The 24,674-nt window shown below is 66.9% G+C and carries 22 protein-coding genes; 14 read left to right on the forward strand and 8 right to left on the reverse strand.

Translation table 11 applies throughout. From position 1 onward, the window contains the following. Nucleotides 1–7: 7 nt before the first annotated feature. On the reverse strand, nucleotides 8–532 hold the full coding sequence (gloA, locus tag POR01S_RS08765) for a lactoylglutathione lyase (protein WP_027598112.1): 525 nt from the start codon (nucleotides 530–532) through the stop codon (nucleotides 8–10). A 246-nt stretch (nucleotides 533–778) separates the two neighbouring features. On the opposite strand from gloA, the gene POR01S_RS08770 reads away from it, so the two are divergent. Beyond that, on the forward strand, nucleotides 779–970 hold the full coding sequence (locus POR01S_RS08770) for a CsbD family protein (protein WP_027598113.1): 192 nt from the start codon (nucleotides 779–781) through the stop codon (nucleotides 968–970). 50 nt (nucleotides 971–1,020) lie between these two features. Here POR01S_RS08770 and POR01S_RS08775 read toward each other — a convergent pair whose 3' ends face one another. Continuing rightward, nucleotides 1,021–1,752 carry a glutathione S-transferase gene (locus POR01S_RS08775; RefSeq protein WP_027600373.1) on the reverse strand — a complete coding sequence of 244 codons (732 nt, stop codon included), beginning with the start codon at nucleotides 1,750–1,752 and terminating at the stop codon, nucleotides 1,021–1,023. Between the two features lie 187 nt (nucleotides 1,753–1,939). On the opposite strand from POR01S_RS08775, the gene POR01S_RS08780 reads away from it, so the two are divergent. The 4 genes from POR01S_RS08780 to POR01S_RS08795 all read left to right on the forward strand — a co-directional run bounded on the left by POR01S_RS08780 (nucleotide 1,940) and on the right by POR01S_RS08795 (nucleotide 6,013). Continuing rightward, the gene (locus POR01S_RS08780) at nucleotides 1,940–3,016 is read left to right on the forward strand and encodes a glycosyltransferase (RefSeq protein WP_027600372.1); all 1,077 of its coding nucleotides are present in this window, start codon (nucleotides 1,940–1,942) and stop codon (nucleotides 3,014–3,016) included. After that, nucleotides 3,009–4,067 carry a hypothetical protein gene (locus POR01S_RS08785; RefSeq protein ID WP_255211815.1) on the forward strand — a complete coding sequence of 353 codons (1,059 nt, stop codon included), beginning with the start codon at nucleotides 3,009–3,011 and terminating at the stop codon, nucleotides 4,065–4,067. The genes POR01S_RS08780 and POR01S_RS08785 overlap by 8 nt, the downstream gene beginning before the upstream one ends. After that, nucleotides 4,064–4,906, forward strand: coding sequence for a glycosyltransferase family 2 protein (locus tag POR01S_RS08790; protein ID WP_042135220.1), 843 nt, complete (start codon nucleotides 4,064–4,066; stop codon nucleotides 4,904–4,906). The genes POR01S_RS08785 and POR01S_RS08790 overlap by 4 nt, the downstream gene beginning before the upstream one ends. A gap of 126 nt (nucleotides 4,907–5,032) precedes the next feature. After that, nucleotides 5,033–6,013, forward strand: coding sequence for a YihY/virulence factor BrkB family protein (locus POR01S_RS08795; protein WP_042135221.1), 981 nt, complete (start codon nucleotides 5,033–5,035; stop codon nucleotides 6,011–6,013). Nucleotides 6,014–6,213: 200 nt separating this feature from the next. Here POR01S_RS08795 and gpmA read toward each other — a convergent pair whose 3' ends face one another. The 5 genes from gpmA to POR01S_RS08820 form a co-directional block, all read right to left on the reverse strand. Further along, a complete protein-coding gene (gene gpmA, locus POR01S_RS08800) occupies nucleotides 6,214–6,960 on the reverse strand; it encodes a 2,3-diphosphoglycerate-dependent phosphoglycerate mutase (protein WP_027598118.1) in 747 nt (248 codons plus the stop codon). Nucleotides 6,961–7,088: 128 nt separating this feature from the next. Beyond that, the gene (locus POR01S_RS08805) at nucleotides 7,089–7,316 is read right to left on the reverse strand and encodes a hypothetical protein (RefSeq protein ID WP_027598119.1); all 228 of its coding nucleotides are present in this window, start codon (nucleotides 7,314–7,316) and stop codon (nucleotides 7,089–7,091) included. Nucleotides 7,317–7,729: 413 nt separating this feature from the next. Then, a complete protein-coding gene (locus tag POR01S_RS08810) occupies nucleotides 7,730–9,094 on the reverse strand; it encodes a cytochrome c (RefSeq protein ID WP_042135224.1) in 1,365 nt (454 codons plus the stop codon). An 11-nt stretch (nucleotides 9,095–9,105) separates the two neighbouring features. Continuing rightward, on the reverse strand, nucleotides 9,106–10,893 hold the full coding sequence (locus POR01S_RS08815) for a GMC family oxidoreductase (RefSeq protein ID WP_042135225.1): 1,788 nt from the start codon (nucleotides 10,891–10,893) through the stop codon (nucleotides 9,106–9,108). Then, nucleotides 10,893–11,624, reverse strand: a complete 732-nt coding sequence (locus POR01S_RS08820; protein WP_042135227.1) for a gluconate 2-dehydrogenase subunit 3 family protein — start codon at nucleotides 11,622–11,624, stop codon at nucleotides 10,893–10,895. The genes POR01S_RS08815 and POR01S_RS08820 overlap by 1 nt, the downstream gene beginning before the upstream one ends. A 567-nt stretch (nucleotides 11,625–12,191) precedes the next feature. Here POR01S_RS08820 and gabP point away from each other — a divergent pair. Together gabP and POR01S_RS08830 are read left to right on the forward strand one after the other, a co-directional pair. Further along, complete coding sequence (gene gabP, locus POR01S_RS08825) at nucleotides 12,192–13,580, forward strand: GABA permease (RefSeq protein WP_042135229.1); 1,389 nt, start codon at nucleotides 12,192–12,194, stop codon at nucleotides 13,578–13,580. A 354-nt stretch (nucleotides 13,581–13,934) separates the two neighbouring features. Next, nucleotides 13,935–14,144, forward strand: a complete 210-nt coding sequence (locus tag POR01S_RS08830) for a DUF1127 domain-containing protein (RefSeq protein ID WP_007161433.1) — start codon at nucleotides 13,935–13,937, stop codon at nucleotides 14,142–14,144. Nucleotides 14,145–14,268: 124 nt separating this feature from the next. Here POR01S_RS08830 and POR01S_RS08835 read toward each other — a convergent pair whose 3' ends face one another. Continuing rightward, nucleotides 14,269–14,496, reverse strand: a complete 228-nt coding sequence (locus POR01S_RS08835) for a hypothetical protein (protein WP_042135232.1) — start codon at nucleotides 14,494–14,496, stop codon at nucleotides 14,269–14,271. Between the two features lie 307 nt (nucleotides 14,497–14,803). Here POR01S_RS08835 and POR01S_RS08840 point away from each other — a divergent pair, with 307 nt between their 5' ends. From POR01S_RS08840 to POR01S_RS08865, 7 genes are all read left to right on the forward strand, one after another. Then, on the forward strand, nucleotides 14,804–15,907 hold the full coding sequence (locus POR01S_RS08840) for an efflux RND transporter periplasmic adaptor subunit (protein ID WP_147302569.1): 1,104 nt from the start codon (nucleotides 14,804–14,806) through the stop codon (nucleotides 15,905–15,907). Further along, nucleotides 15,904–16,983: an efflux RND transporter periplasmic adaptor subunit gene (locus POR01S_RS08845; RefSeq protein ID WP_169853344.1), complete on the forward strand. Its 1,080-nt coding sequence runs from the start codon at nucleotides 15,904–15,906 to the stop codon at nucleotides 16,981–16,983. The genes POR01S_RS08840 and POR01S_RS08845 overlap by 4 nt, the downstream gene beginning before the upstream one ends. Then, nucleotides 16,980–20,030, forward strand: a complete 3,051-nt coding sequence (locus POR01S_RS08850) for an efflux RND transporter permease subunit (RefSeq protein ID WP_027600365.1) — start codon at nucleotides 16,980–16,982, stop codon at nucleotides 20,028–20,030. Before POR01S_RS08845 ends, POR01S_RS08850 begins: the two co-directional genes overlap by 4 nt. A gap of 232 nt (nucleotides 20,031–20,262) precedes the next feature. Continuing rightward, on the forward strand, nucleotides 20,263–21,204 hold the full coding sequence (locus POR01S_RS08855) for a LysR family transcriptional regulator (protein ID WP_027598127.1): 942 nt from the start codon (nucleotides 20,263–20,265) through the stop codon (nucleotides 21,202–21,204). A gap of 118 nt (nucleotides 21,205–21,322) precedes the next feature. Beyond that, the gene (locus POR01S_RS23815) at nucleotides 21,323–21,493 is read left to right on the forward strand and encodes a hypothetical protein (protein ID WP_169742416.1); all 171 of its coding nucleotides are present in this window, start codon (nucleotides 21,323–21,325) and stop codon (nucleotides 21,491–21,493) included. A 120-nt stretch (nucleotides 21,494–21,613) separates the two neighbouring features. Further along, nucleotides 21,614–23,425, forward strand: a complete 1,812-nt coding sequence (locus POR01S_RS08860; protein ID WP_042135237.1) for an aminopeptidase P family protein — start codon at nucleotides 21,614–21,616, stop codon at nucleotides 23,423–23,425. Beyond that, on the forward strand, nucleotides 23,422–24,462 hold the full coding sequence (locus tag POR01S_RS08865) for a threonine aldolase family protein (protein ID WP_042135239.1): 1,041 nt from the start codon (nucleotides 23,422–23,424) through the stop codon (nucleotides 24,460–24,462). The genes POR01S_RS08860 and POR01S_RS08865 overlap by 4 nt, the downstream gene beginning before the upstream one ends. Nucleotides 24,463–24,674 lie beyond the last annotated feature (212 nt).

Here is a 24,674-nt window from a genome sequence, read left to right on the forward strand (position 1 = left end):
GCGGGGATCAGGACAGGGGGGTGAACTGGATGACTTCGACCCAGTAGCCGTCGGGATCCTTGATGAAGGCGATTTCCTTCATGCTGCCGTCGGTCAGGCGCTTCTGGAAGGCGACGCCCAGTTGCTCGAATCGCTCACAGGCGGCGCGGATGTCCGGGACCGCCACGCAGGTGTGGCCGAAGCCGCGCGGATCGCTGTTGCCGTTGTGGTAGCTGAATTCGGCGTCGTTCTCGGTACCGTGGTTATGGGTCAGCTCGAGGATACCCGGGGTCGACTTGCGCCAGCGCTGGCGGGCCTCCGGCTCTTCCGGCACCTGGTTGCGGTCGACCAGGGCGAGAAAGGTCAGGCTGAACTTGGCGTCCGGGAAGTCCTTGTGATCGACGACGGTGAAACCCAGCACGCGGGTATAGAAGTCCAGCGAGGTCTCGAGGTTCTTGACCCGCAGCATGGTGTGGTTGAAGACGAACTCGCGGGTGGCGGCGTCGGGCTGGGCGGTCACGCCCGGCAGGTTGTCGAATTGGCTCAGCGACATCAGGATTCTCCTGTGTAGGGTGTGGCAATTGGAGAGACGGCCCCTGCGCAACGTTCCCGCGAGAGGTGGCGCCTGGGCGGTCGCTCACGAAAAAGGGCGGGAAGTCTAAAGGCTTCCAGCGCCGCTGCCCAAAGCTTCCTGGCGCGGCTTGCCGCTGCGCTGTGCGACGAATGGTCGAAACCACCCGGCTAGAGCCGCAGTCGGATTTTACAAGCGCACTGCCTGTGCGATCCCAAGGAGACTGATATGAGCAGCACCAGCGACAAGATCAAGGGTACCGCCAAAGAAGTGGCCGGCAAGGTCAAGCAAGGTATCGGCGAAGCAACCGACAACTCGCGCATGAAAGGCGAGGGTCGTGCCCAGGAAGCCGAAGGCAAGCTGCAGAAGAACGTCGGCAAGGGCAAGGAAGCGGTCAAGAACACCATCGACCGCGCCTGAGTCCAGTCGTGACGAAAAGGCCGCCCCCGGGCGGCCTTTTCTTTTGCCCGTCAGGCCGGATCCAGCTCCGGATAGTGACGGAAGATGCCGTTCTCGCTGAAGGGCAGGCGGCGGGGCGAGGCCAGGTAGGCGGCGATGTTGGGTCGCGCGGCCACTCGCTCGGCCAGGGCCAGCACCCGCGGGATCTCCGGTGCCAGACGGCGCATGGCGTTGGGGAAGGCATAGGTCAGGCCGGCTACCACCTGGAACAGCGACAGGTCGACATAGGAGCGCTGGTCGCCCACCAGCCAATGGTCACCCGCCGGGTTGTAGCCCAGCACCCGCTCGAAATAGCTCAGGTAGGTACGGATCCGTTCGCCGGCAAAGGCCTTGGCGCGGCGCCGGGCTTCGTCCTGCTGCTCTTCGTAGGTCAGGGAGATGGCCACCGGATGATGGACGTCATGGGCCTCGGCGGTGAGGTCGGTGATGGTCAGCTGCAGACCGTGCACCCAGAAGCGGGCTTCCTCGTCGGCCGGTACCAGGTCCAGGCGCGGCCCGAGGAACTGGAGGATGTTGGCGACATGGGAGACGACCTCGTCGCCGGCCTTGAGAAAGGGCGGGGCGAAGGGCGGGCGGCGGGTCTTCCTGCCTTGCAGATAGTCTTCCAGAGCGGGTACGCCCAGGCCTTCGCCTTCCGGGGCGTTGCCGACGTCCAGATAGGGTGCGCCGGCTTCTTCGAGCGCCAGGCGGACGAATTCGCCGCGGCCCTGGATGCTGGGCCAGTAGTGCAGTTCATAACGCATGGAAACCTCCGTCGTCTGCTGGGAATACGGGTCCAGGAAGGCTGACCCCCGGCAGGGTTCCGAGGTTTGCCCGCCGTGCGGCTTTCACGACGAAGCGCACAACCAATTCCCGTCGCTGAGACTCCTATCAACCAGCGGCTCGCGATAAGGACGGTGGGATGACAGGCAACAGCAGGCGGACGGTTCCATGCGCATAGGCATTCTTACCCACGTGAAACACCCGGTACGCCAGCCGTTCGCCGGCGGTCTCGAAGCCTTCACCTACGACATCACCCTGCAGCTGCGCGAGCGTGGCCATGCGGTGACGCTGTTCGCCAGTTCGGCCTCGGCGCCGGAGCTGGAGGTGGTGCCCATCCTCGACGACGGCAACTACGGCGCGGACGGCTGCCGGCGCAAGCGCAACGTGCTCAGCTCCGAATACCTCGACGAGCACCACGGCTATCTGGACTGCATGCAGCGCATCGATGGCTACGGCTTCGACGTCATCTTCAACAACGCCCTGCACTATGTGCCGGTGACCATGTCCGGGCTGATCCGCACCCCCATGCTCACGGTGTTGCACACCCCGCCATTCTTCGAATTGATCAACGCCCTCGGCGAATTGCACAAGCGCGGCGGCGGCCACTACTGCACGGTGTCCCAGGCCAATGCCGACAACTGGGCGCACCTCGCGCCGGCCTGCCACGTGATCCCCAACGGCATCGACCTCGACGCCTGGCGCCCGCGCGAGACGCCGATCGGCGACCATGCCCTCTGGTTCGGCCGCCTGGTGCCGGACAAGGGGCCGCATCTGGCGCTGGATGCCGCACGCGAGGCCGGTGTGGCCCTGCGCCTGGCCGGCCAGGCCACCGACGAGCGCTATTTCCGTCAGGAGATCGAACCCCGCCTGGGGGACGGAGCCGTCTACCTCGGTCACCTGGACCGTACCGCCCTGGCGGCCGAGGTCGCCCAGGCCCGTGCCTGTCTGGTCACGCCCTGCTGGGACGAACCCTTCGGCCTGATCGTCGCCGAGGCCCTGGCCTGTGGCACACCGGTCGCCGCCTTTGCTCGCGGCGCCCTGCCGGAACTGCTCACCGCCGAGACCGGCGCCCTGGCCCCGCCGGGCGATGTCCCGGCCCTGGCGGCGGCCCTGCGCGAAGCCCTGTCGCTGTCCCGCGAGGCCTGCCGGGCGCGGGCCGAGGCCCAGTGGAGCCACCAGCTGATGATCGACCGCTACGAGCGCCTGCTCGCCGATGTCGCCGCCGGCCGAGTCGCCCGTGGCTAGACTGCCCGTGACTGAGCTGAACGTCGGCTACTACGCCCACCATCACGGCGCCGGCCACGTGACCCGCGCCCTGGCCATCGCCGCGGCCTTCGACGGTCCCCTGACCCTGTTCGGCAGTCGCCTGCCCGAACGGGTGGCGCTGCCCAACGTGCAGCTCTGCCCGCTGCCGCCCGACGTGGCCGCGGGCGTCGAAGGCGAAGCCTTCGCCTGCCTGCACTATGCCCCGCTGGGAGTGGCAGGGCTGCGCGAGCGCATGGGCCTGCTGGTGGACTGGTTTCGCCGCGCCTGGCCCTGCCTGCTGGTGGTCGACGTCTCGGTGGAGGTGGCGCTGCTGGCCCGGTTGTGCGGCGTGCCGACGATCTATCTGCGCCAGCGCGGCAGTCGCTTCGATGCCGCCCACGAACTGGCCTACGCCAGTGCCAGTCGCCTGCTGGCGCCCTATCCGGACTGCCTGGAAGAGCCTGATACCCCGGCCGCCTGGCGGGCCAAGACCTGCTATGCCGGCAGCCTGTCGCGCTATGCCGGGCACGGGCACGGGCCCGACCGCGGGCGCGAGCCCGGCACGGTCACCGTCATCGCCGGCCATGGCGGCACCGCCTTCAGCCGCGCGCGCCTGGTGGCGGCCGCCCGTGCCTGTCCCGCCTGGCACTGGACGGTGCTGGGTCCGGTGCTGGACGACGCCATCGAGGCACCGGCCAATCTGACTTTTCTGGGCAGCGTGGCCGATCCCGCACCCTGGCTGACCCGCGCCGAGCTGGTGGTCGGCTCGGCGGGTGACAGCCTGGTGGCGGAACTGGCCGACCTGCGCTGCCGCTTCCTCTGCCTGCCGGATGCCCGGCCCTTCGACGAGCAACTGTCCACCGGGCGCCTGCTGGCCGCCCAGGACCTGGCGATCACCTGTGAAAGCTGGCCCGCCGACGAGGACTGGCCGGGGCTGCTGGCCAGGGCGCGCGAACTCGATCCCGAGCGCTGGGCGGCGGTAAGCGATGGCGAGGGCGCCCGGCGCGCCGCTGCCTGTATTCGACAGGTCGCCCACGAGGTGCTGGCATGATCGTCCTGACCCTGGTCCATGGCCGCGAGCGGCAACTGGCCAATCTCATCCGTGGCCTGGAGCGGGCGCCGACCCCGCCTGCGGCCCTGGTGGTGGTGCAGATGAACGAGGCACCGCGCGCCTGGCACAGCCCACGCTTTCCGATCCAGGTGCACGGAGTCGAGGGCGACGGCATCCTGCCCCTGGCCGCTGCGCGCAATGCTGCCGTAGCCGCCGCGCCAGGCGAGGAGCTGGTGTTTCTCGACGTGGACTGCATCCCAGCGCCGGAATTGCTCGACGCCTACCAAGAGGCGCTAACGGCCCACCCCGAAGCCCTGCACCAGGGCTTCGTCCACTACCTGCCGGCGGGCGTCGCGGAAGGTGACTGGACGCCGGAAGAGCTGCGCGCCAGCGGCGTCGTCCATCCCCTGCACCGGGATCGTCCGCCTGGCGAGGCGATTCCCCACCCGCTGTTCTGGTCGCTCAACTTCGCCTGTACCCGCGCCACCTTCGGCCGCATCGGCGGCTTCGATGAGGGTTATCGCGGCTATGGCGGCGAGGACACCGACTTCGCCTTTCGCGCCCGCGCGGCGGGGGTGCCGGTCTACCAGGCCGAGGCGCGGGCCTTCCACCAGTACCATCCGACCTATCACCCACCGCTCAACCATTTCGCCAGCATCCTGGAGAACGCCCGGCGCTTCCAGGCGCGCTGGGGACTCTGGCCCATGGATGGCTGGCTGCGCGAATTCGCCGCCGCCGGCTACATCGAATTCGACGAAAGCCGCGGGATAGAGGAAATCCGCCCGCCTACCGCCGCCGAAGTCGCTGCCTGCTGGGATGCCTCGGGGTCCGGCTTCTGACGTCAGGGCGCAACCAACCCGGCCGCTGCCACTCTGAAGGTAGGGCGGACCTGCAAAGCCGCCGGGCGCAGGCCGTGCAGGCCGGCCCCAGGAATCCTTCGTGAGGAACGTTCGTCAGGAGCCGTTATGTCCTTGTTTGCCTTCAGCCTGCGCGGCGTTTCGCCGTTCACCCTCATCAAGCGTGCCGTCCAGGAATTCGTGGCCGACGACATGCCCACCTATGCCGCAGCGCTGGCCTACCAGATGCTGTTCTCGCTGTTTCCCTTCCTGCTGTTCCTGATCGCCCTGATCGGCTTCCTGCACTTGCCGGACTTCTTTACCTTCCTGCGCGAACAGGCCGCCTACCTGCTGCCGGTCACGGCGCTGGACACCGTCAATCCCATCATCGACCAGTTGCAGACACAGAAGGGCGGGCTGCTGTCCTTCAGTATCATCGTCGCGCTCTGGTCCGCCTCCGGTGGCTTCCGCTCGCTGATGACCGCCATGAACAGCGCCTATGACGTGGTGGAAAGCCGTCCGGCCTGGAAGCGCATTCCGCTGTCGGTGCTGCATACCATCGGCCTCGCCGGAATCCTGCTCAGCGCCGCCGCCCTCATGGTGCTGGGGCCTCAGGTGATGAACTGGCTGGCTGCCTACGTGGGGCTGGAAGACTACATGGTGACCCTCTGGGCACTGATCCGCTGGCCGCTGGCGGTGGCCCTGCTGATGATCGCCGTGGCGGCGCTCTACTACGTCACCCCGGACGTGAAGCAGGACTTCCGCTTCATCACCCCCGGCTCGGTGCTGGCGGTGGTGGTCTGGATCCTGGCGTCCCTGGGCTTTGGCTACTACGTGCAGAACTTCGCCAACTACAACGCTACCTACGGCAGCATCGGCGCCATCATCGTGCTGTTGCTGTACTTCTATCTGTCGTCCGCGGTGCTGCTGTTCGGCGCGGAGATCAATGCGGTGATCGAGCACCACAGCGACGACGGCAAGGAAAAAGGCGAGAAGACCCCGGGCGATGGCGGGGTGGAAGGTGACGAGGAAATCCAAGCGGCCCAGGCAGAAGAAGAGGGCGTGCTGGGCGAGGCGCGGGTGGTGAAGCGCCCGGAGCGTCGCACCTGAGGCCGTAGGGTGGATAACGGCGCCAGCCTTATCCACCGCTCACCGGCGACCCTTGGTTGTGGAAAACGCTACAGGTCTCGTCTTGAAAACGATCCGGTTTTCTCGCTAAGAAAATCGCGGCCATGGGCCGCTCCTACAGACTCCTAGGTAACCGTAGGAGCGGCCGCATCGGCGGACCGCCATGGCCGCGATGAAACGCCTTACTTCGCCTTGCCCTGATTGGCCACCGCGGCCATCTTGGCGGCGACCTCGTCCGGGTCGGCCAGGTAGTAGTGCTTGGTAGGCTTCAGGTCTTCGTCGAACTCGTATACCAGCGGCACGCCGTTGGGGATGTTGAGGCTGACGATGTCGCTGTCGGAGATGTTGTCCAGGTACTTGATCAGGGCGCGCATGGAGTTGCCATGGGCGACCACCAGCACGCGCTGGCCGCTGCGAATGGCCGGCGCCAGGACTTCGTTCCAGTAGGGCAGGACGCGTTCGACGCAATCCTTGAGGCATTCGGTGCGCGGTACCTGATCCAGCGACAGACCGGCATAGCGCGGATCGGCGGCCAGCGCCTGCTGCTCCTCGACGCTCTGCTCGGGCGGCGGCACGTCGTAGCTGCGGCGCCAGACCAGCACCTGTTCCTCGCCGTACTTGGCGGCGGTCTCGGATTTGTTCAGTCCGGTCAGGCCGCCATAGTGACGCTCGTTGAGGCGCCAGTCGCTCACCACCGGCAGCCACATCTGGTCCATGCCTTCCTGCACGTGCCAGAGGGTGCGCACGGCGCGCTTGAGCACCGAGACGTGAGCCACGTCGAAGAGGAAGCCGGCGTCCTTGAGCGCCTGACCGCCCTCGTGGGCCTCGCGGATCCCCTGTTCGGTCAGATCCACATCCGCCCAGCCACTGAAGCGGTTTTCCAGGTTCCACGCCGACTGGCCATGGCGGATGAATACGACTTGCGACATGCGACCTCCATCTTGGGATTCATTGTTTGGCTCACGCCTACGCGAAGCTGTGCCAAACATACCGCAGATGGAGGCGGCCGGCATGGGCATCACGGAATCCGTGATGCGTCCGGCACTCGTAGCGCGTCTCAGGCGGCCAGGGCGCGGCGGGTACGGGCGATGACACGCTCCAGTCCGTCGGCAGCGCTGTACTGCTCGGGGTAGAGACGCTCGCTGCGACAGGCCACGCCGCGCTCGTCGACCACGGTGAAGCTGAAGCCGCCCTTGCGCGAAGCCGGGGTGGTGATGCAGTGGAACGGCGCAAAGGCCGCCTGGAGATGTTGCATGGCCGCGATGGCCTGGTTTTGAATGTTCATATGACTATCCTTGGGATCCACGCTCAGTCGGCGCGGTGAAATAACTCCAGCAACCTCGTACCCATGACGGCCGACGGCTGAATCTCTGGCTGGAGGAAGGCAGCGTGTGGGCGAAACGCCCAGGCATGCAGGTAAGTACTTGGGAAGGCAGGCAACCGGCCGGGCACGAGATTCAGAGGCCGCGGCGGCAGATCCTGAGCAATCGAGGGATCAGTCGATCCGGATGACGCTGATTTCGCGCTGCTACAACGAGCGGAAAGGCGTCCAGCGATTGGGGTCAGCTTGGTACTAACCCGATCAAGCTAGCAGGATCGATGCCAACCGCGCAAGCCCGTCGGTCGGCGATGGGCTTGATGGTCGTTGGCACTCGACGAGCTGCTGCCAGACTGACCGAGCGTCAATCTGGCAGGGACTCAGTGCGCCCCTGCCGGGGTGTCGCCGCCAGCGGGCGACGGAGCGGGTTGCTGGTGACCGAACGCTTGGCCCAGGTCATCGCCGGAGGTGGTGCGGTTGTCATCGGTGCGCCACTTGGCGACCTCGGCGGCGCTGACCGGCGCGGCGGCGTTGCCCCAGCTGGCGCGGATGAAGCTGACCACGTCGGCCACCTGGGCATCGTTCAGCCGCCAGCCGAAGGGCGGCATGACGATCATCGAGGGCGCCGTGTGCAGGCCGGGCAGGGTGCCGCCCTTGAGCACGATGTTGATCAGCGAACTGGCGTCGGCCGTGCGCAGCACCGGATTGCCGGCCAGCGCCGGGAAGACCCGGTCGTAGCCCTGGCCATCGGTGCGGTGGCAGGCGGCGCAGTTGTCCACATAGACCTGGGCGCCACGGGCGCTGTCGTCGCCGCGCCAGAGCGCCGCGGCGGCCCGTCCGTCGGCCTGGAAGGGCGCGTCGTGCGGATCCTTGGCCGGCAGGGTCTTGAGGTAGCGGGCGATGGCCTGTAGATCGGCGTCGCTCAGGTACTGCAGGCTGTGCTGCACCACCTCGGTCATGCCGCCGAACACCGCGCTGTCGGCGGAGCGCCCGGTCTTGAGGAATTGCACCAGCTGCGCTTCGCTCCAGCTGCCTAGGCCGTCGCGGTGATCACCGCGCAGATTCTTGGCGATCCAGCCTTCCAGGGGCGCGCTGCCGGCCAGGAAATCCTTGCCGTCGGCGGGGGAGAGCGCCTTCTCCTGCATGGTGAAGGCACGCGGGGTGTGGCAGGCGCCGCAGTGGCCGAGGCCTTCCACCAGATAGGCGCCGCGGGCCACCACCGGATCCTGGTCCGGCGCGGGCTGGAATTGCACCACCTCGGGCGCGAACAGCTGGCGCCAGATCGCCAGCGGCCAGCGCATGGACAGCGGCCAGGGGATGTCGCTGTCGCGATTGACCTGCTCGACTGGCGTCACGCCGTGCATGAAGTAGGCATAGAGGGCGCGCATGTCGCCCTCGCTGACCCGGGCATAGGAGGGGTAGGGCATGGCCGGATAGAGGGTATGGCCCTCCTTGGCGATACCCTGGCGGATGGCGGCGTCGAAGTCGGCATAGCTGTAGTCGCCGATGCCGGTCTGCCGATCCGGGGTGATGTTGGTGGAATAGAGGGTGCCGATGGGCGTCTGCATGGGCAGGCCGCCGGCGAAGGGCTGGCCACCCGGCGCCGTGTGGCAGGCCACGCAGTCGCCGGCGCGGGCCAGGTATTCGCCTTGCTTGACCAGCGCCGGGTCGGTGTCTTGGGCGGCCTGGGCCGCCAGCGCCAGGCCGCTGCCCAGCAGCAGGGTCGCGAGGGTACGAAGGATCATGGGCGCGCCTCTCATGCCTGCACCAGCGGGCCGGGATTTTTCAGGTACTGCTCGCGGATGGCCCGCGCCGACCAGTAGGTCAGGGCCGCCACCAGGCCGGTGGGGTTGTAGCCCAGGCCCTGGGGAAAGGCCGAGGCACCCGGTACGAAGACGTTGTGCACGTCCCAGCTCTGCAGGTAGCGATTGACCGCGCTGGTCTTGGGGTCGGTGCCCATGATGGCGCCACCGTTCAGGTGGGTGGTCTGGTAGCTGGCGGTGTTGAAGTGACCGCCGAAATCCTTGACCGACACGCTGATGTGCTCGGGATCCATGGCCTCGGCGATCTTCTTCATCTTGGCGGCCATGAAGCGGGTCATGCGGATGTCGTTGTCCTTCCAGTCGAAGGTCATGCGCAGCAGCGGCTGCCCATAGGCGTCGCGGTAGGTGGGATCCAGATCCAGGTAATTGTCGCGATAGGACTGGTGCGCGCCGTGGGCGTCCATCGACAGCTGGTGGTTGTAGTAGCCGGCCTGGGCCTTTTTCCAGGCACTGCCCCACTGGGGCGTGCCGGGCGGATTGGCCGCGCCGGCGATGGGCCGGGTGCCGGCCTGGTTGACCCACATGGGCGAGCCGCCGACGAAGCCGTGGGGGCCGTGGTCGAAGTTGTCGGCGTTGAAGTCGTCCACCGCCACGCCATTGCCGCCTGCGCCGATGAAGGGGTTGGTGTGGTGCTGGTCCTGGCGGAAGAAGGCCTTGATGGTGGCCATGTTCTGGTAGGCGAAATTGCGCCCGACCACGCCTTCGGCGGTCTTGGGGTCATAGGGCTGGCCGATGCCCGACAGCAGCATGAGGCGCACGTTGTTGAACTGGAAGGCGGCGAGGATGACGATGTCGGCCGGCTGCTCCAGCTCCTGGCCCTGGGCGTCCAGGTAGGTCACCCCGGTGGCCTTCTTGCCGGTGCTGTCCAAGTTCACCTTGAGCACATGGGCCTGGCTGCGCAACTCGAAGCGCGGCTCCTGCTTGAGCGCCGGCAGGATGTTGAGATTCGGCGAGGCCTTGGAATACATGTAGCAGACGTAGCCGCTGCAATAGCCGCAGAAGTTGCAGGGGCCCATCTGGCAACCGTAGGGGTTGGTGTAGGGCCCCGAGGTGTTGGCCGAGGGCAGGTTGTAGGGGTGATAGCCCACCTCCCGCGCGGCCTTCTCGAACAGCTGCGCCGAGACGGTGTTCTTTTGCGCCGGCAGCGGGAAATCGCTGGAGCGATCCGGCGCATAGGGATTGCCACCCTTGCCGTCGCCCACCACCTGGCCCTTGATGCTCCAGGCGGTACCCGAGGTGCCAAAGACCTTTTCCGCGAAATCGAAGTAGGGCTCCAGCTCGGCGTAGCTGACGCCGAAATCCTGGATGGTCATGCCGTCGGGAATGAATTTCTTGCCGTAACGCTCTTCATAATGACTGCGCAGGCGCAACTCCACCGGGTCGACGCGGAAGTGCACCCCCGACCAGTGCAGGCCGGCGCCGCCCACGCCATCGCCAGGCAGGAAGACGCCGAGCTGGCGGTTGGGCAGGGCGACGTCGTTGACGCTGTGGCGGATGGTGACGGTTTCCTTGGAGACATCGACGAACAGCTTCTTGCGGATGCTGTAGGTGAGTTCGTCGATCACCTGCGGGTAGGAGCCGTCGGGATAGGTGTCGCGGTAGCTGCCACGTTCCAGGGCCACCACGTCCAGGCCGGCCTCGGTCAGTTCCTTGGCCATGATGGCCCCCGTCCAGCCGAAGCCGACGATCACTACCTGCTTGCTGGGCAATACCTTGGCCATCAACCGCGCTCCCCGCGAATGGAGACCGGGGGCAGCGGATAGCGCTCGTCGCGCTCCACCCAGTCCATGAAGTCAGCGCGGGCACCGGGGAAATTCACCAGCTTCCAGCCGACCAGTTCCTTGTTGCCGCCATGCAGCGGGTCGCAATAGAAGCCTTCCCGGGTGTTTTGCAGCAGCTGGGCGAAGAACAGCTTGGCCGGTACGCCGTCCAGGCTGGCCTCACCGCTTTCCAGCGCCTTGAGGGCCGCGTCCTGCGCGGCGGGTGCCAGCTCGGCGAAGACCTTGCCGTGCTGCTGGCGGGCCCAGCGATCCACCGCGGCGATGCCCAGGCGATAGAGGTCCTGGGGTACTAGGCGACTCTGGTAGCCCATCTCCGGCGCGGCATCGGCGGCGAAGGGGCCCTGCATGTACCAGAGGCCGCCACGGGCGTAGGGGGTCTGCATCTGCCGGTCGATGAATTCCGGCGCACCGGCTTCCAGCGCGCCCGGGCCCAGGTCGTCCGCCGGAATCAGCCGGGCCACCGCGGCCTGCACGAAGGCCCATTCCTCGGCGGTAAAGAACACCGGTTGATAGTGGTCGGCGCGCGGACTGCTGCCCGGCTTGCTTTCCGGGGTGGGCGCGGCGAGGGCCAGGCCCGAGGGGGCACCGCTCGCCAGGGCGACCACGGGAATCAGGCTCAGGGACTTGCGCAGGAAGTCGCGGCGGGCCGGGACGGAATCGTCTGCGGACATGGTCAGGGTCTCATCAGGTGCCCGACGTGGAACCGCAGGGCTTATGGTTAGCTAGCTAATATGTTGGAATATTACCAACATCTGCCGGTCGCGGTTACATTTTGTCGCAGGTGTGCAGAGCCCTGGCGGCTCGGCAAGTTCCCACTGCTGCTGCATCGGCATGGAAAAGCGCCCAAGCCACGGCCCTGAGCGGTACCTGCCACGCAGCGAGCCAACAGCGGATGCCAGGCAAGGCGGTCTCTTCCGTCGTGTCCTGGTTCTGCGGTCAGGTAGCGAAGGGCGTGGCGGCCAGCTCCAGGCCCAGGGTTACCTAAGGTTCCACCTGTACAAGCACCATAAGAATGCAAGTTGCACAAGGTGATACCTAACGAAGCAAGCCGATGGGGCGCGCATACCTGAAAGAAATCGCTTTTCACATCAGATGGTTAGCGCGATAGCTCGACAGAACGCCGCTTTTTCGCCGCTTTCCGCGAGGCGTTGCACCCTTTGCGTTCATTTTGTGCCGATTTCAGCCCGGGTGGCGCGCAAGTTGCACTTGGGAGGCTTTCCGTTGTCAGGTAACACCTTATGTCCAACGTAGAATGCAACCTCTCTCCGGCGCTCAAACCGCGCCATGTGACCATGTTGTCCATCGCCGGGGTGATCGGTGCCGGTCTGTTCGTCGGCTCCGGTCATGCCATCGCCGCGGCCGGCCCGGCCGTGCTGCTGGCCTACGCCCTGGCCGGTACCCTGGTGGTGCTGGTCATGCGCATGCTGGGTGAAATGGCCGTCGCCTCGCCCGATACCGGTTCCTTCTCGTCCTATGCGCAGCAGGGCATCGGCCGCTGGGCCGGCTTCACCATCGGCTGGCTGTACTGGTGGTTCTGGGTGCTGGTGATTCCGCTGGAGGCCGTGGCCGCCGCCGCCATCCTCAATGCCTGGTTCCCGGCGATCGCCACCTGGCAATTCGCCCTGATCATTACCGGCATCCTGACCGTGACCAACCTGTTCAGCGTCGCCAAATACGGCGAGTTCGAATTCTGGTTCGCCCTGCTCAAGGTCATCGCCATCGTCGCCTTCATCGCCCTGGGCGCGGCCGCCCTGGTCGGCGCCCTGCCGGGTCGCGAGGTCAGCGGCCTGAGCAATCTGATGGCCCATACCGGCGGCTTCATGCCCAATGGCTTCGGCGCGGTGCTGGGCGCCCTGCTGACCACCATGTTCAGCTTCATGGGAACCGAGATCGTCACCATCGCCGCCGCCGAGTCCAAGGACCCGTCGCGGCAGATCAGCAAGGCCACCAACTCGGTGATCTGGCGGATCGCGCTGTTCTACCTGGTCTCCATCTTCCTGGTGGTGTCCATGGTGCCCTGGAACGATGCCCAGCTGCCGATCGTGGGTTCCTACCAGCGCGCCCTCGAGGTGCTGTCGATCCCCAATGCCAAGCTGATCGTCGACTGCGTGGTGCTGGTCGCCGTGGCCAGCTGCCTGAACTCGGCGCTCTACACCGCTTCGCGCATGCTCTATTCGCTGGCCCGCCGTGGCGATGCCCCGGCCAAGATGGGTCGTGCCTCCAGCAGCGGCGTGCCGCGCGCGGCCGTGCTGGCCAGTACCGCCGTGGGCTTCCTCACCACCATCGCCAACTACACCATGCCCGAGGCGGTGTTCAGCTTCCTGCTGTCCACCTCCGGCGCCGTGGCTCTGCTGGTCTATCTGGTGATCGCCGTGACCCAGCTGCGCCTGAGACGCAAGCTGATCGCCCGCGGCGAAACCCTGGAGTTCCGCATGTGGCTGTTCCCCTGGCTGACCTGGGCGGTGATCGTCTTCATCGTCGGCGCCCTGACCGTGATGCTGTTCAGCGAAGCCCATCGCTTCGAGATCCTGGCGACCGGTCTGCTGGCGCTGCTGGTCGTGGCCATCGGCGCCTGGGTAGGCCGGCGTCAGCCCGCCACCCCGAGCCTGGCCGCTGCCGCGCGCTGATGACCAGAGGCTTCCGGCGCCACCGGGCGTCGGAAGCGCTCCTTTCTGGAGCACGGAGTTCCTTCCAGGCTGGACAGCGGCCGCGGTAACAGGTAGAACAGCACTCCTGTTTCCTGGCCTTCCGGGCAACTGTACAGCTCAAATTCTCGCGATGTTCCCTCTGGTAACCAAATTTTGCACTGCAATGGTGCAAGACGTTACAGAATGACCCAAATTGCGGCAGTACAGTTGCAATTGTGTGCCGAGTGATCCGCGAACCTTTCCCTGGACTGTTACTGGTGGTAGCACTCGCCTGGCGAGACAATGGCGCCATTCGATGACCAGTACCCGTCACAAGCGGGAAGGAAAGCCACCATGGAACGCACCTTCAGTTCCTCGCTGTACAACGCCAAGCCCAGCAACCGCGTGCCCGCTGCCCTGCGCGTTATCTCCACCCTGTCTACCTGGCAGCGTCGCATCGCCAGCCGCAACGAACTGGCTCGTCTGGACGCCCGTATGCTGGCTGACGCCGGTATCACCGAGGCCCAGCGCTACCAGGAAATGCACAAGCCGTTCTGGCGCTAAGCCCGGCTGCTGCATCCTTTCCACAGACCCCGCTTCGGCGGGGTTTGTCTTGTCTGCAGCCTGAACGGCAGGCAGCAAAAAGCCCCGGCATGCCGGGGCTTTCTGTTACCGCCAGGGACGGTGATTACTGCATGTTGTTCTGGTTGCGAGCGTCGACCTTGTTGGGCTTGTCGCTCTTGAAGGGCACTTCGGCAGCGCCATCGGCACCGCCCTTCACGGTAGTCTTGCCCGGCACCTCGGAAGTGGCGGATCCGTTGACGGCCGTGGCGCTCTTGGAGGTTTCGGCCGCGAAGACACCCGTGGCCATCGACAGCATCACAGCAGCGGTAGAGGTGATCAGCAGCTTTTTCATGAGTTCGGCCTCGTCGAAATAAACCTGTGAATCTGATGGGGCCCGCGCCGGAACGGTGGCGGGCATCAGCTGCGGACGGGCAGGTCCACAGCGCACGTCTCAGTTGACTGCGGCCTGGAATGCCGGGTTCCAGGGCATTTGTGAACATTTGTGGGCGAATGGCCGCTCCGTTGCCGGGCATTTGCCCAACGCCCTCGTCGTAGCGCTTCCCAAGCATCGCCAGGCGCCTGACAATTCGTCAGACGAACCCCCTGCGCCGCCTGTGGTCAGTTCGCAGATCGCGCCTCTTCCACCGATAAGGACAATCATGAGGGCTCTCCGCCTTGCTCGCCTCTGCCAGGTAACGGCTGCTCTGACCCTGGTAACGCTGTTACCGGGCTGCTCCCAGGAGCAACCGCCCACCGAGGAACTGGCGCGGGTGGTGGTGGTGCAGCTGAGTCCGATAAAGGACAGTCAGCGCATCCCCTTCACCGGAGATATCCAGGCGCGGGTGCAGGCGCCGCTCGGTTTTCGCGTGAGTGGCAAGATCAGCGAGCGGCTGGCGGATGTCGGCGATCGCGTGCGCGAGGGTCAGGTCCTGGCCCGGCTGGATCCCCAGGATCTGCGCAATAACCTGGCCGCCGCCCAGGCCCAGGTGGAGGCCCAGGAAGCCCGCACCCGGCTGGCGCGGGTCGATTTCGAGCGCCAGGCCGCCCTGCTCCCCAAGGGCTACACCAGTCGCAGCCAGTACGACCAGGCCCAGGCCACCCTGGACGGTGCCCGCAGCGCCCTGCAGACCGCCGTCGCCCAGCGCGACGATGCGCGCAAGCAACTGGGCTATACCGAATTGCGCGCCAGCGCCGCCGGGGTGCTGACCGCCCGCCACGCCGAAGCGGGGCAGGTGGTGCAGGCCGGCACGGCGATCTTCGACCTGGCGGTGAGCGGCGACCTCGACGCCGTCTTCGATCTCTATGAATCCCTGGCCCGCGAACTCAAGGTCGGCCAGACCCTGCCCGTCGCCCTGCAGGCGCAACCGGCCGTCACGACCCGGGGTACCCTGCGCGAGATCGCCCCGACCGTGGCGAGCAGTGGCACGGTGCGCATCAAGGTACAACTCGATAGACCCCCGGCGGCCATGACCCTGGGGGCGGTGGTCAATGCCCAGCTCGAGGGCGCGACGGAGCAGGGCTTCGCCTTGCCCTGGACGGCGCTGAACGGCACCACCGAGCAGCCCGCCGCCTGGCGCCTCGGCGAAGACGGGCGGGTCAGCCTGCAGCCGCTGCGCATCGAGCGCTTCACCCGCGACAGCATCATCGTCAACGAGGGCCTCGCGGCTGGCGACCGCATCGTGGTCGCCGGCGGCCAGGCGCTGAGTCCCGGGCAGAGGGTCGAAGTCGCCGAGCGCTCGGCCTTCAACGAGGTGCGCCCATGAAGCCGCTGCTGCCGCTGCTGCCGCTATGTCTGCTGCTGGTCCTGGCGGGCTGCTCGGATGACGAGGCGCCGCCGCCGCCGATCCGGCCGGTGGCGACCCTGACCTTGAGTGCCCCGCCGCCCGGGCGCGAAGTCTTTGCCGGCAGCATCCAGGCGCGCTACGAGAGCGTGTTGGGCTTTCGCGTCGGCGGTCGCATGACCCGGCGGCTGCTGGACGTGGGTCAGCCGGTGCGCCGTGGCCAGTTGCTGGCGGCGCTGGACCCCACCGATCAGGACAATGCCCTGCGCAGTCGGCAGGGCCAGACCGCCGATGCCGAAGCCCAGTGGCGCGATGCGCGCAACGATGCCCGGCGCCAGCAGCAGCTGTTCGACCAGGGCGTTGGCTCGCGCTCCCAGCTGGATCAGGCGCTGACCCGCCTGCACACCCTGGAAGCCGCCCGCGAACAGGCCCAGAGCGCCGAGCGCCAGGCCCGCGATCAGCGCGACTATGCCGAGCTCTACAGCGATTTCGACGGGGTGATCACCGCCTGGCAGGCCGAGGTCGGCCAGGTGGTGTCCGCCGGTCAGCCGGTGGTGCGGGTCGCCCGTCCGGACGTCCGCGAGGCGGTGCTGGACCTGCCGGCCCAGGCCATCGGCCAGCTGACCCCGGGACGCGTCCTGACCGTGCGCATGGCCCTGGATCCCGAGGTGGCGGTCGCCGGTCGGGTGCGCGAGATCGAGCCCCAGGCCGATGCCACCACGCGCACCCGGCGGGTGCGCCTGACCCTGGACGAGCCACCGGCCGCGCTGCGCATCGGCAGCCTGGTGCAGGGCGAGCTGGAGTCGCCACCGGCGGCGGGCCTGCCGCTGCCGACCCAGGCGCTGCGGCGTCAGGACGGCCGGACCTCGGTCTGGGTGGTGGAAGGCCAGGGCGAGCAGGCGCAGGTGCGCCAGCGGCCGGTCGAGGTGCTGCGCGAGGCCGATGGCCTGGCCTGGATCGGCAACGGCCTGAAGGCGGGAGAGCGGGTGGTGATAGCCGGGGTCAACAGTCTCGAGGAGGGACAGCGGGTGAAGGATCAGGAGGGCGCTCGGCCATGAAAGGCTTCAACCTGTCGGACTGGGCGCTGCGCCACCAATCCTTCGTCTGGTACCTGATGTTCGTCGCCCTGCTGATGGGCGTCTTCTCCTACATGAAGCTGGGACGCGAGGAAGATCCGTCCTTTGCCATCAAGACCATGGTCATCCAGACCCGCTGGCCGGGGGCGACCACCGAGGAGACCCTGCGCCAGGTCACCGAGCGGGTGGAAAAGAAGCTCGAAGAGCTGGATTCCCTCGACTACACCAAGAGTTTCACCCGGCCGGGGCAGTCCACGGTATTCGTCTACCTGCGCGACACCACGCCGGCCAAGGCGATTCCCGACATCTGGTACCAGGTGCGCAAGAAGGTCTCGGACATCCAGGGCGAATTCCCCCAGGGCATCCAGGGCCCGGCCTTCAACGACGAATTCGGCGACGTCTTCGGCAGCATCTATGCCTTCACCGGCGACGGCTTCAGCATGCGCCAGCTGCGCGACCAGGTGGAGCAGGTGCGCCGCGAGATCCGCAGCGTGCCGGGCATCGGCAAGGTGCAGCTGATCGGCGCGGAGAACGAGGTCATCTACCTGGACTTCTCCACCCGCAAGCTGGCCGCCCTGGGGCTGGACCAGCGCCAGGTGATGCAGAGCCTGCAACAGCAGAATGCGGTGACCCCCTCGGGCACCATCGAATCCGGCGCCGAGCGCATCAGCGTGCGCACCAGTGGCGAATTCCGCTCCACCGCCGATCTGGCCGCGGTCAATCTGCGCATCGACGATCGCTTCTACCGCCTCACCGACCTGGCCGACATCCGCAGCGGCTACGCCGATCCACCCAGTTCGCTGTTCCGCTACAACGGCCAGCCGGCGATCGGCCTGGCCATCGCCATGAGCAGCGGCGGCAACATCCAGACCTTTGGCGCGGCCCTCACCGAGAAGATGCAGGAGCTGACCGGCGCCCTGCCGGTGGGCATCGGCGTGCACGTGGTCTCCAACCAGGCGCAGGTGGTGGAAAAGGCTGTCGGCGGCTTCACCCGGGCGCTGTTCGAGGCGGTCATCATCGTGCTGGTGGTGAGCTTCATCAGCCTCGGCGTGCGCGCCGGCCTGGTGGTGGCGCTGTCGATTCCCCTGACCCTGGCGCTGGTGTTCGTCTTCATGGAATACAGCGGCATCACCATGCAGCGGATCTCCCTGGGCGCCCTGATCATCGCCCTCGGCCTGCTGGTGGACGACGCCATGATCACCGTGGAGATGATGGTGACCAAGCGCGAGGAGGGCGAGTCGCTGCACCGCTCGGCGACCTATGCCTACGAGTCGACCGCCTTTCCCATGCTCACCGGCACCCTGGTGACGGTGGCCGGCTTCGTGCCCATCGGCCTCAACTCCAGCAGCGCCGGCCAGTACACCTTCACCCTGTTCGCGGTGATCGCCGTGGCCCTGCTGCTGTCCTGGATCGTCGCGGTGTTCTTTTCGCCGGTGATCGGCGTGCACATCCTGCCGAAGAAGGTGAAGCCCAAGGATCATGACCAGCCCGGCCGCCTGGCGCGCTGGTCCGACGGCCTCCTGCTGGGCGCCATGCGCCACCGCTGGCTGACCATCCTCCTCACGGTGCTGCTGTTCGCCGCGGCGCTGTTCTCGATGAAGTTCGTGCAGAACCAGTTCTTCCCGTCCTCGGATCGACCCGAACTGCTGATCGACTTCAACCTGCCGCAGAACGCCTCCCTCGACGCCACCCGGGCGCAGATGGACAGATTCGAGAAGACCCTGGCCGACGATCCTGACGTGGCCCACTGGAGTTCCTATGTCGGCCAGGGCGCGGTGCGCTTCTACCTGCCGCTGGACCAGCAGCTGGAGAATCCCTTCTATGGCCAGGTAATCCTGGTGGCCAAGGACCTGGAGGCGCGCAATCGCCTCCTGCCCAAGCTCAAGCAGCGGCTGCGCCAGGACTTCGTCGGGCTGTCCGGCTACGTCCAGCCTCTCGAGATGGGGCCGCCGGTGGGCCGGCCGATCCAGTACCGCATCAGCGGTCCGGACGTCGCCGAGGTACGCCGCCAGGCGCTGGCGCTGGCCAGCGTGCTGGGCAAGAGTCCGCAACTGGGTGACTTCCTCTACGACTGGAACGAGCCGGCGCGGATGCTCAAGGTCGAGGTCAACCAGGACAAGGCGCGGCAGCTGGGCTTCTCGTCCCAGGACGTGGCGCAGATCCTCAATGGCGTGGTGACCGGTACCCCGGTGACCCAGGTGCGCGACGACATCTACCTGGTCAACGTGGTGGCCCGCGCCAGCGAGGCCGAGCGGCGCTCGGTGGAGACCCTGGAGAATCTGCAGATCATGACGCCCCAGGGCGTCGCGGTGCCGCTCAAGGCCTTCGCCCGTATCGACTACGCCCTGGAGCAGCCGCTGGTGTGGCGCCGCGATCGGCTGCCCACCATTACCCTCAAGGCCTCGATTCTCAGCGAGATCCAGGCGCCGGATCTGGTCAAGCAGCTGCAGCCGGACGTGGATGCCTTCATCGCCAAGCTGCCGCCGCGCTACCAGGTGGCGGTGGGCGGCACGGTGGAGGAGAGCAGCAAGGCCCAGGGCCCGATCGCCGAGGTGGTGCCGCTGATGCTGTTTCTCATGGCCACCTTCCTGATGATCCAGCTGCACAGCATCCGCAAGCTGTTCCTGGTGGCGAGCGTGGCGCCCCTGGGCCTGATCGGGGTGGTGCTGGGGCTGATCCCCTTCGGCCAGCCGCTGGGCTTCGTCGCCATCCTCGGGGTGCTGGCGCTGATCGGCATCATCATCCGCAACTCGGTGATCCTGGTGACCCAGATCGATGCCTTCGAGCAGGCCGGTCGCTCGCCCTGGGACGCCGTGGTGGAAGCCACCCAACACCGCCGCCGGCCGATCCTGCTGACCGCCGCCGCGGCCAGCCTGGGCATGATTCCCATCGCCCGCGAGGTGTTCTGGGGCCCCATGGCCTACGCCATGATCGGCGGCATCGTCGCGGCGACGCTGCTGACGCTGCTGTTCCTGCCGGCGCTGTACATCGCCAGCTATCGCATTCGCGAGCCGGAGCGGCGGGACTGATGGCCGGGGCCTGGTCGGAACGCCAGGCAAAAAAAACGGCCCTCCGGCTGAGGTCTCCAGGGGAGACGTCTGCCGGAAGGCCGCAAGGAGCTATCCAAGGAGCCACTGCCGGAGGGAAGGATTCGCGCGGTCAGCAAGTCGAATCCACAGCAGCTCACTGCACCACTATCGGGCGTCCGACTTTTTCAATAAAGTGACGACTTGACGAAACTCCATTGCGAAAAAGGCAATAATGGATATTTTCCAAGGCATGCGCATCTTCGTCCGGGTGGTGGATCTGGGCAGTCTCACGGCTGCTGCCCACACCCTCGACCTGTCCACCGCCCAGGTGTCGCGCCTGCTGGCGGAACTGGAAAGCCATCTGCAGACCCGCCTGCTGCACCGCACCACCCGGCGGCTGGCGCTGACCGAGGCGGGCGAGCGCTATCTCGAACGCTGCCGGCGCATCCTGCAGGACGTCGGCGAGGCCGAAGCCGAGGCCAGCGGCGCCCATCTCAAGCCCCATGGCCATCTGCGCCTGCATTCCATGACCGGTCTGGGCACCCAGTTGCTGGCGCCGCTGGTGTCGCGCTTCTGCGCGCGCTATCCCCATGTCGAGATCGTCATGAATCTCTCGCAGAACCACCCGGCGCTGCTGGAGGATGGGCACGACATCGCCATCACCCTGGACACCGAACTAGCCGACTCGGATTTCGTCGCCCAGCGTCTCGGTGGCGTCTACAGCGTGGTCTGCGCGGCGCCCAGCTATCTGGCGCAGCGCCCGGCGCCCAAGGTGCCGGCCGATCTCGCCGCGCACGACTGCCTGCGCCTGCTGGATCCGAATTTCTCCGAACGCTGGGTCTTCGCCGGTGAAGACGGCGAGCAGCAGGTGGCGCCGCGCTACGTCTTCCAGGTCAATGTCGCCGAGGCCCTGGCCAGCGTGGCCCGCCAGGGCATGGGCATCTGCCTGCTGCCCAGCTACATCGCGGTCAACTACCTGCGTGATGGCAGCCTGGTGCGCCTGCTGCCCAACTTCCGCCTGCGCGAACGCAACATCCATGCGCTCTATCCCTCGCGGCGCTTTCTCGACGCCAAGATCAAGACTTGGATCGACTTCCTCAAGGAAGAATTGCCCGAACGTCTGCAGCTGGAGAATCGGGTGCTCGAGGACCAGCGCTACTGGGCCAAGGACTAGGCCAGGGCTTGTTGCAATCCTTGCAACAGTCATTTAATTAGCATGCTATTTATTAGGCGGCGTTCTTTTCCTAGAATGGTCCTGTACCCCGATGAACACGACCTTTGAGGAGTTCGCCATGAAACGTTCTCTGTCCGCCCTGTTGCTGACCCTTGCCACCCTGACCGCCACCCAGTTCGCCGCTGCCGACGACAATCCCAGCCTGAGATACAAACTGGTCGATCAGAATCATGCCGCCATGCAGCACTACGGCGATCAGGCCGCTCCCGCCGCCGACGTGCGTCGCTGAGCCGCTCCGCTTTCGAAAGACCACCCCTCCTTGCTCCTTTGGTCTTTCTCCGCCGCACCCTTTGGGTGCGGCTTTTTTATATCTGCGGCACACTGAGCCCCTGACCTTGTCGAGGTGCTCATGACCGCCACTTCCGCTCAACGACTTGCCGCCCTGCGCGCCTTCCTGGCCGAGCAGGGCGCCGATGCCTGCCTGATCCCCAGCGCCGATCCCCATCTGTCCGAATACCTGCCGGAACACTGGCAGGGCCGTGCCTGGCTGTCCGGTTTCACCGGCTCCGCCGGGTTGCTGCTGGTGACCCGCGAGGCCGCCGGCGTCTGGACCGACAGCCGCTACTGGGAGCAGGCCACCCAGGAGCTGGCGGGCAGCGGCATCGACCTGATGAAGCAGGTCGCCAGCCAGCCCCAGGCCCACCTGCAGTGGCTGGCCGACCAGGTGCCCGCGGGCGGCACGGTACTGGTGGACGGCCAGGTGCTGTCGCTCGGCGCAGCGGCGGCCCTGCGCCGCGCGCTGGAGCCCAAGGGTATCCGGCTGCGGACCGATCTCGACCCGCTGGCGGCGATCTGGCGCGAGCGCCCCGCGCTGCCGGCGGCACCGGTCTATGCCCATGCCGCCCCCCAGGCCCCCCATCCGCGCAGCGCCAAGCTCGCCCAGGTGCGCGAGAAGCTGAAGGACGCCAAGGCCGACTGGCATTTCATCTCCTCGCTGGACGACATCGCCTGGCTGCTCAACCTGCGCGGCGCCGACGTGCCCTACAACCCGGTGTTCCTCGCCCATGTGCTGCTGGGTAGCGACAGCTGCCAGCTGTTCATCGACCCGGCCAAGGTGCCGGCCGAGATCCGCACGGCCCTGGTGGAGGACGGCGTGACCCTGGCCGACTACCACCAGGCGGCCGCCGAGCTGGCCCGGCTGCCGGCCGGCAGTCGCCTGCTGGTGGACCCGGCGCGGGTCACCCTCGGGCTGGCCGAGGCCGCGCCCCAAGGGGTCGAGCGGCACGAGCAGATCAATCCCTCGACCCTGCTCAAGGCCTGCAAGACCGCCGAGGAGGTGGCCCAGGTGCGCATGGCCATGGAAGAGGACGGCGCCGCGCTGTGCGTCTTCTTCGCCCGTTTCGAGGCGGCCCTGGCCCGTGGCGAGCGCCTCACCGAGCTGACCGTGGACGACTGGCTGAGCGAGGCCCGCGCGGCGCGCCCCAACTTCGTCTCCCTGAGCTTCGCCACCATCGCCGGCTTCAACGCCGGTGGCGCCCTGCCGCACTACCGGGCGACCGAAGAGGCCCATGCCGAACTCCAGGGCGACGGCCTGCTGCTGATCGACAGTGGCGGCCAGTACCTGGGGGGCACCACCGACATCACCCGGGTGGTGCCCATCGGCACTCCCAGCGCCGCCCAGAAGCGCGATTTCACCCTGGTGCTCAAGGGCATGCTGGCGCTGTCGCGGGCGCGCTTTCCGGCCGGCGTCGCCGCGCCCATGCTCGACGCCCTGGCGCGCGAGCCGATCTGGGCCGCCGGCATCGACTACGGCCACGGCACCGGCCATGGCGTGGGTTACTTCCTCAATGTGCACGAGGGACCGCAGTCGATTTCCTTCTATGCCACGGTCACCCCGCACCATGTCCTGCGCGAGGGCATGATCACCTCCAACGAACCGGGTATCTATCGCCCCGGCCAGTGGGGCGTGCGGCTGGAGAACCTGCTCCTGTGCACTCGCGCGGAAACCACCGAATTCGGCGATTTCCTGGCCTTCGAGACCCTGACCCTCTGTCCGCTGGACACCCGCTGCCTGGATCTGGCGCTGCTGCGCAGCGACGAGCTGGACTGGCTGGATGGCTATCACGCCGAGGTCCGCCGCCGCGTGCTGCCGCTGGTCGAGGGCGCCGCGCGCGACTGGCTGCTGGCCCGCACCGAACCCGTCGCGAGGACTGCCCGATGAGCAGCAACGCCCAGCAATTCGCCAGTGACAACTATTCCGGCATCTGCCCGGAAGCCTGGGCCGCCATGGCCGCGGCCAACGTCGGCCACGAGACCGCCTATGGCAACGACACCTGGACGGCGCGCGCCGCCGATCGCTTTCGCCAGCTGTTCGAGACCGACTGCGAGGTGTTCTTCGCCTTCAACGGCACCGCGGCCAACTCCCTGGCCCTGGCGGCGCTGTGCCAGAGCTACCACAGCGTGATCTGCTCCGACACCGCCCACGTCGAGACCGACGAATGCGGCGCGCCGGAATTCTTTTCCAACGGCTCCAAGCTGCTGCTGGCACCGGCCCACCAGGGCAAGCTGACCCCGGGCGCCATCCAGCAGATCGCCACCAAGCGCGCCGACATCCACTTTCCCAAGCCGCGGGCAGTGACCGTCACCCAGGCCACCGAGGTGGGTACCCTCTATAGCCTCAACGAATTGCAGGCTATCAGCGCCACCTGCCGCGACCTCGGCCTGCACCTGCACATGGACGGCTCGCGCTTTTCCAATGCCGTGGCCGGCCTGGGCTGCACCCCGGCCGAGGTGACCTGGAAGGCCGGCGTCGACGTGCTCTGCTTTGGTGGCACCAAGAGCGGCATGGCGGTGGGGGAGGCGATCCTTTTCTTCAACCGCGAGCTGGCCGAGGACTTCGAATACCGCTGCAAGCAGGCCGGCCAGCTGGCGTCCAAGATGAGATTCCTCTCCGCGCCCTGGCTTGGCGTGCTGGAAAACGACACCTGGCTACGCCACGCCCGCCACGCCAATGCCATGGCCCAGCTGCTCGCCGAGCGGGTACGCGGGGTGCCCGGCGTGGACTTCATGTTCCCGGTGGAAGCCAACTCGGTGTTCCTGCAGCTCTCCGAACCGGCGCTGGAATTCCTGCGCGCCCGCGGCTGGCGCTTCTACACCTTCATCGGCAGCGGCGGGGCGCGTTTCATGTGCTCCTGGGATACCGAAGAGGCGCGGGTACTGGAGCTGGCGGCGGACATTCGGACGGCGATGGGCGGGTAGGGCGCAGCGCGGCCGTGGCCGTGCGATGGCTGCTTAAACTGTAGGAGCGGCCGCATCGGCGGACCGCCATGGCCGCGATCAGACCTGGCGCTGGCTTTATCGCGGCCATGGGCCGCTCCTACGGGATTCGATGCTCTCTCATCCATCGCTGTCCATTCCCAGGTGGAAAACGCTGCGCGGTTTTCCACGCTCCGGTGTTCTCCGGGGACGCC

The sequence above is a fragment of the Pseudomonas oryzihabitans NBRC 102199 genome (assembly GCF_000730625.1).
Lineage (GTDB): Bacteria > Pseudomonadota > Gammaproteobacteria > Pseudomonadales > Pseudomonadaceae > Chryseomonas > Chryseomonas oryzihabitans.

What these genes read in the sequence shown, in the direction of transcription:
- gloA (WP_027598112.1), bottom strand. Translation starts at nt 532, where the DNA reads ATGTCGCTGAGCCAATTCGACAACCTGCCGGGCGTGACCGCCCAGCCC.
- POR01S_RS08770 (WP_027598113.1), top strand. Translation starts at nt 779, where the DNA reads ATGAGCAGCACCAGCGACAAGATCAAGGGTACCGCCAAAGAAGTGGCC.
- POR01S_RS08775 (WP_027600373.1), bottom strand. Translation starts at nt 1,752, where the DNA reads ATGCGTTATGAACTGCACTACTGGCCCAGCATCCAGGGCCGCGGCGAA.
- POR01S_RS08780 (WP_027600372.1), top strand. Translation starts at nt 1,940, where the DNA reads ATGCGCATAGGCATTCTTACCCACGTGAAACACCCGGTACGCCAGCCG.
- POR01S_RS08790 (WP_042135220.1), top strand. Translation starts at nt 4,064, where the DNA reads ATGATCGTCCTGACCCTGGTCCATGGCCGCGAGCGGCAACTGGCCAAT.
- POR01S_RS08795 (WP_042135221.1), top strand. Translation starts at nt 5,033, where the DNA reads ATGTCCTTGTTTGCCTTCAGCCTGCGCGGCGTTTCGCCGTTCACCCTC.
- gpmA (WP_027598118.1), bottom strand. Translation starts at nt 6,960, where the DNA reads ATGTCGCAAGTCGTATTCATCCGCCATGGCCAGTCGGCGTGGAACCTG.
- POR01S_RS08805 (WP_027598119.1), bottom strand. Translation starts at nt 7,316, where the DNA reads ATGAACATTCAAAACCAGGCCATCGCGGCCATGCAACATCTCCAGGCG.
- POR01S_RS08810 (WP_042135224.1), bottom strand. Translation starts at nt 9,094, where the DNA reads ATGATCCTTCGTACCCTCGCGACCCTGCTGCTGGGCAGCGGCCTGGCG.
- POR01S_RS08815 (WP_042135225.1), bottom strand. Translation starts at nt 10,893, where the DNA reads ATGGCCAAGGTATTGCCCAGCAAGCAGGTAGTGATCGTCGGCTTCGGC.
- POR01S_RS08820 (WP_042135227.1), bottom strand. Translation starts at nt 11,624, where the DNA reads ATGTCCGCAGACGATTCCGTCCCGGCCCGCCGCGACTTCCTGCGCAAG.
- gabP (WP_042135229.1), top strand. Translation starts at nt 12,192, where the DNA reads ATGTCCAACGTAGAATGCAACCTCTCTCCGGCGCTCAAACCGCGCCAT.
- POR01S_RS08830 (WP_007161433.1), top strand. Translation starts at nt 13,935, where the DNA reads ATGGAACGCACCTTCAGTTCCTCGCTGTACAACGCCAAGCCCAGCAAC.
- POR01S_RS08835 (WP_042135232.1), bottom strand. Translation starts at nt 14,496, where the DNA reads ATGAAAAAGCTGCTGATCACCTCTACCGCTGCTGTGATGCTGTCGATG.
- POR01S_RS08840 (WP_147302569.1), top strand. Translation starts at nt 14,804, where the DNA reads ATGAGGGCTCTCCGCCTTGCTCGCCTCTGCCAGGTAACGGCTGCTCTG.
- POR01S_RS08845 (WP_169853344.1), top strand. Translation starts at nt 15,904, where the DNA reads ATGAAGCCGCTGCTGCCGCTGCTGCCGCTATGTCTGCTGCTGGTCCTG.
- POR01S_RS08850 (WP_027600365.1), top strand. Translation starts at nt 16,980, where the DNA reads ATGAAAGGCTTCAACCTGTCGGACTGGGCGCTGCGCCACCAATCCTTC.
- POR01S_RS08855 (WP_027598127.1), top strand. Translation starts at nt 20,263, where the DNA reads ATGGATATTTTCCAAGGCATGCGCATCTTCGTCCGGGTGGTGGATCTG.
- POR01S_RS23815 (WP_169742416.1), top strand. Translation starts at nt 21,323, where the DNA reads ATGAAACGTTCTCTGTCCGCCCTGTTGCTGACCCTTGCCACCCTGACC.
- POR01S_RS08860 (WP_042135237.1), top strand. Translation starts at nt 21,614, where the DNA reads ATGACCGCCACTTCCGCTCAACGACTTGCCGCCCTGCGCGCCTTCCTG.
- POR01S_RS08865 (WP_042135239.1), top strand. Translation starts at nt 23,422, where the DNA reads ATGAGCAGCAACGCCCAGCAATTCGCCAGTGACAACTATTCCGGCATC.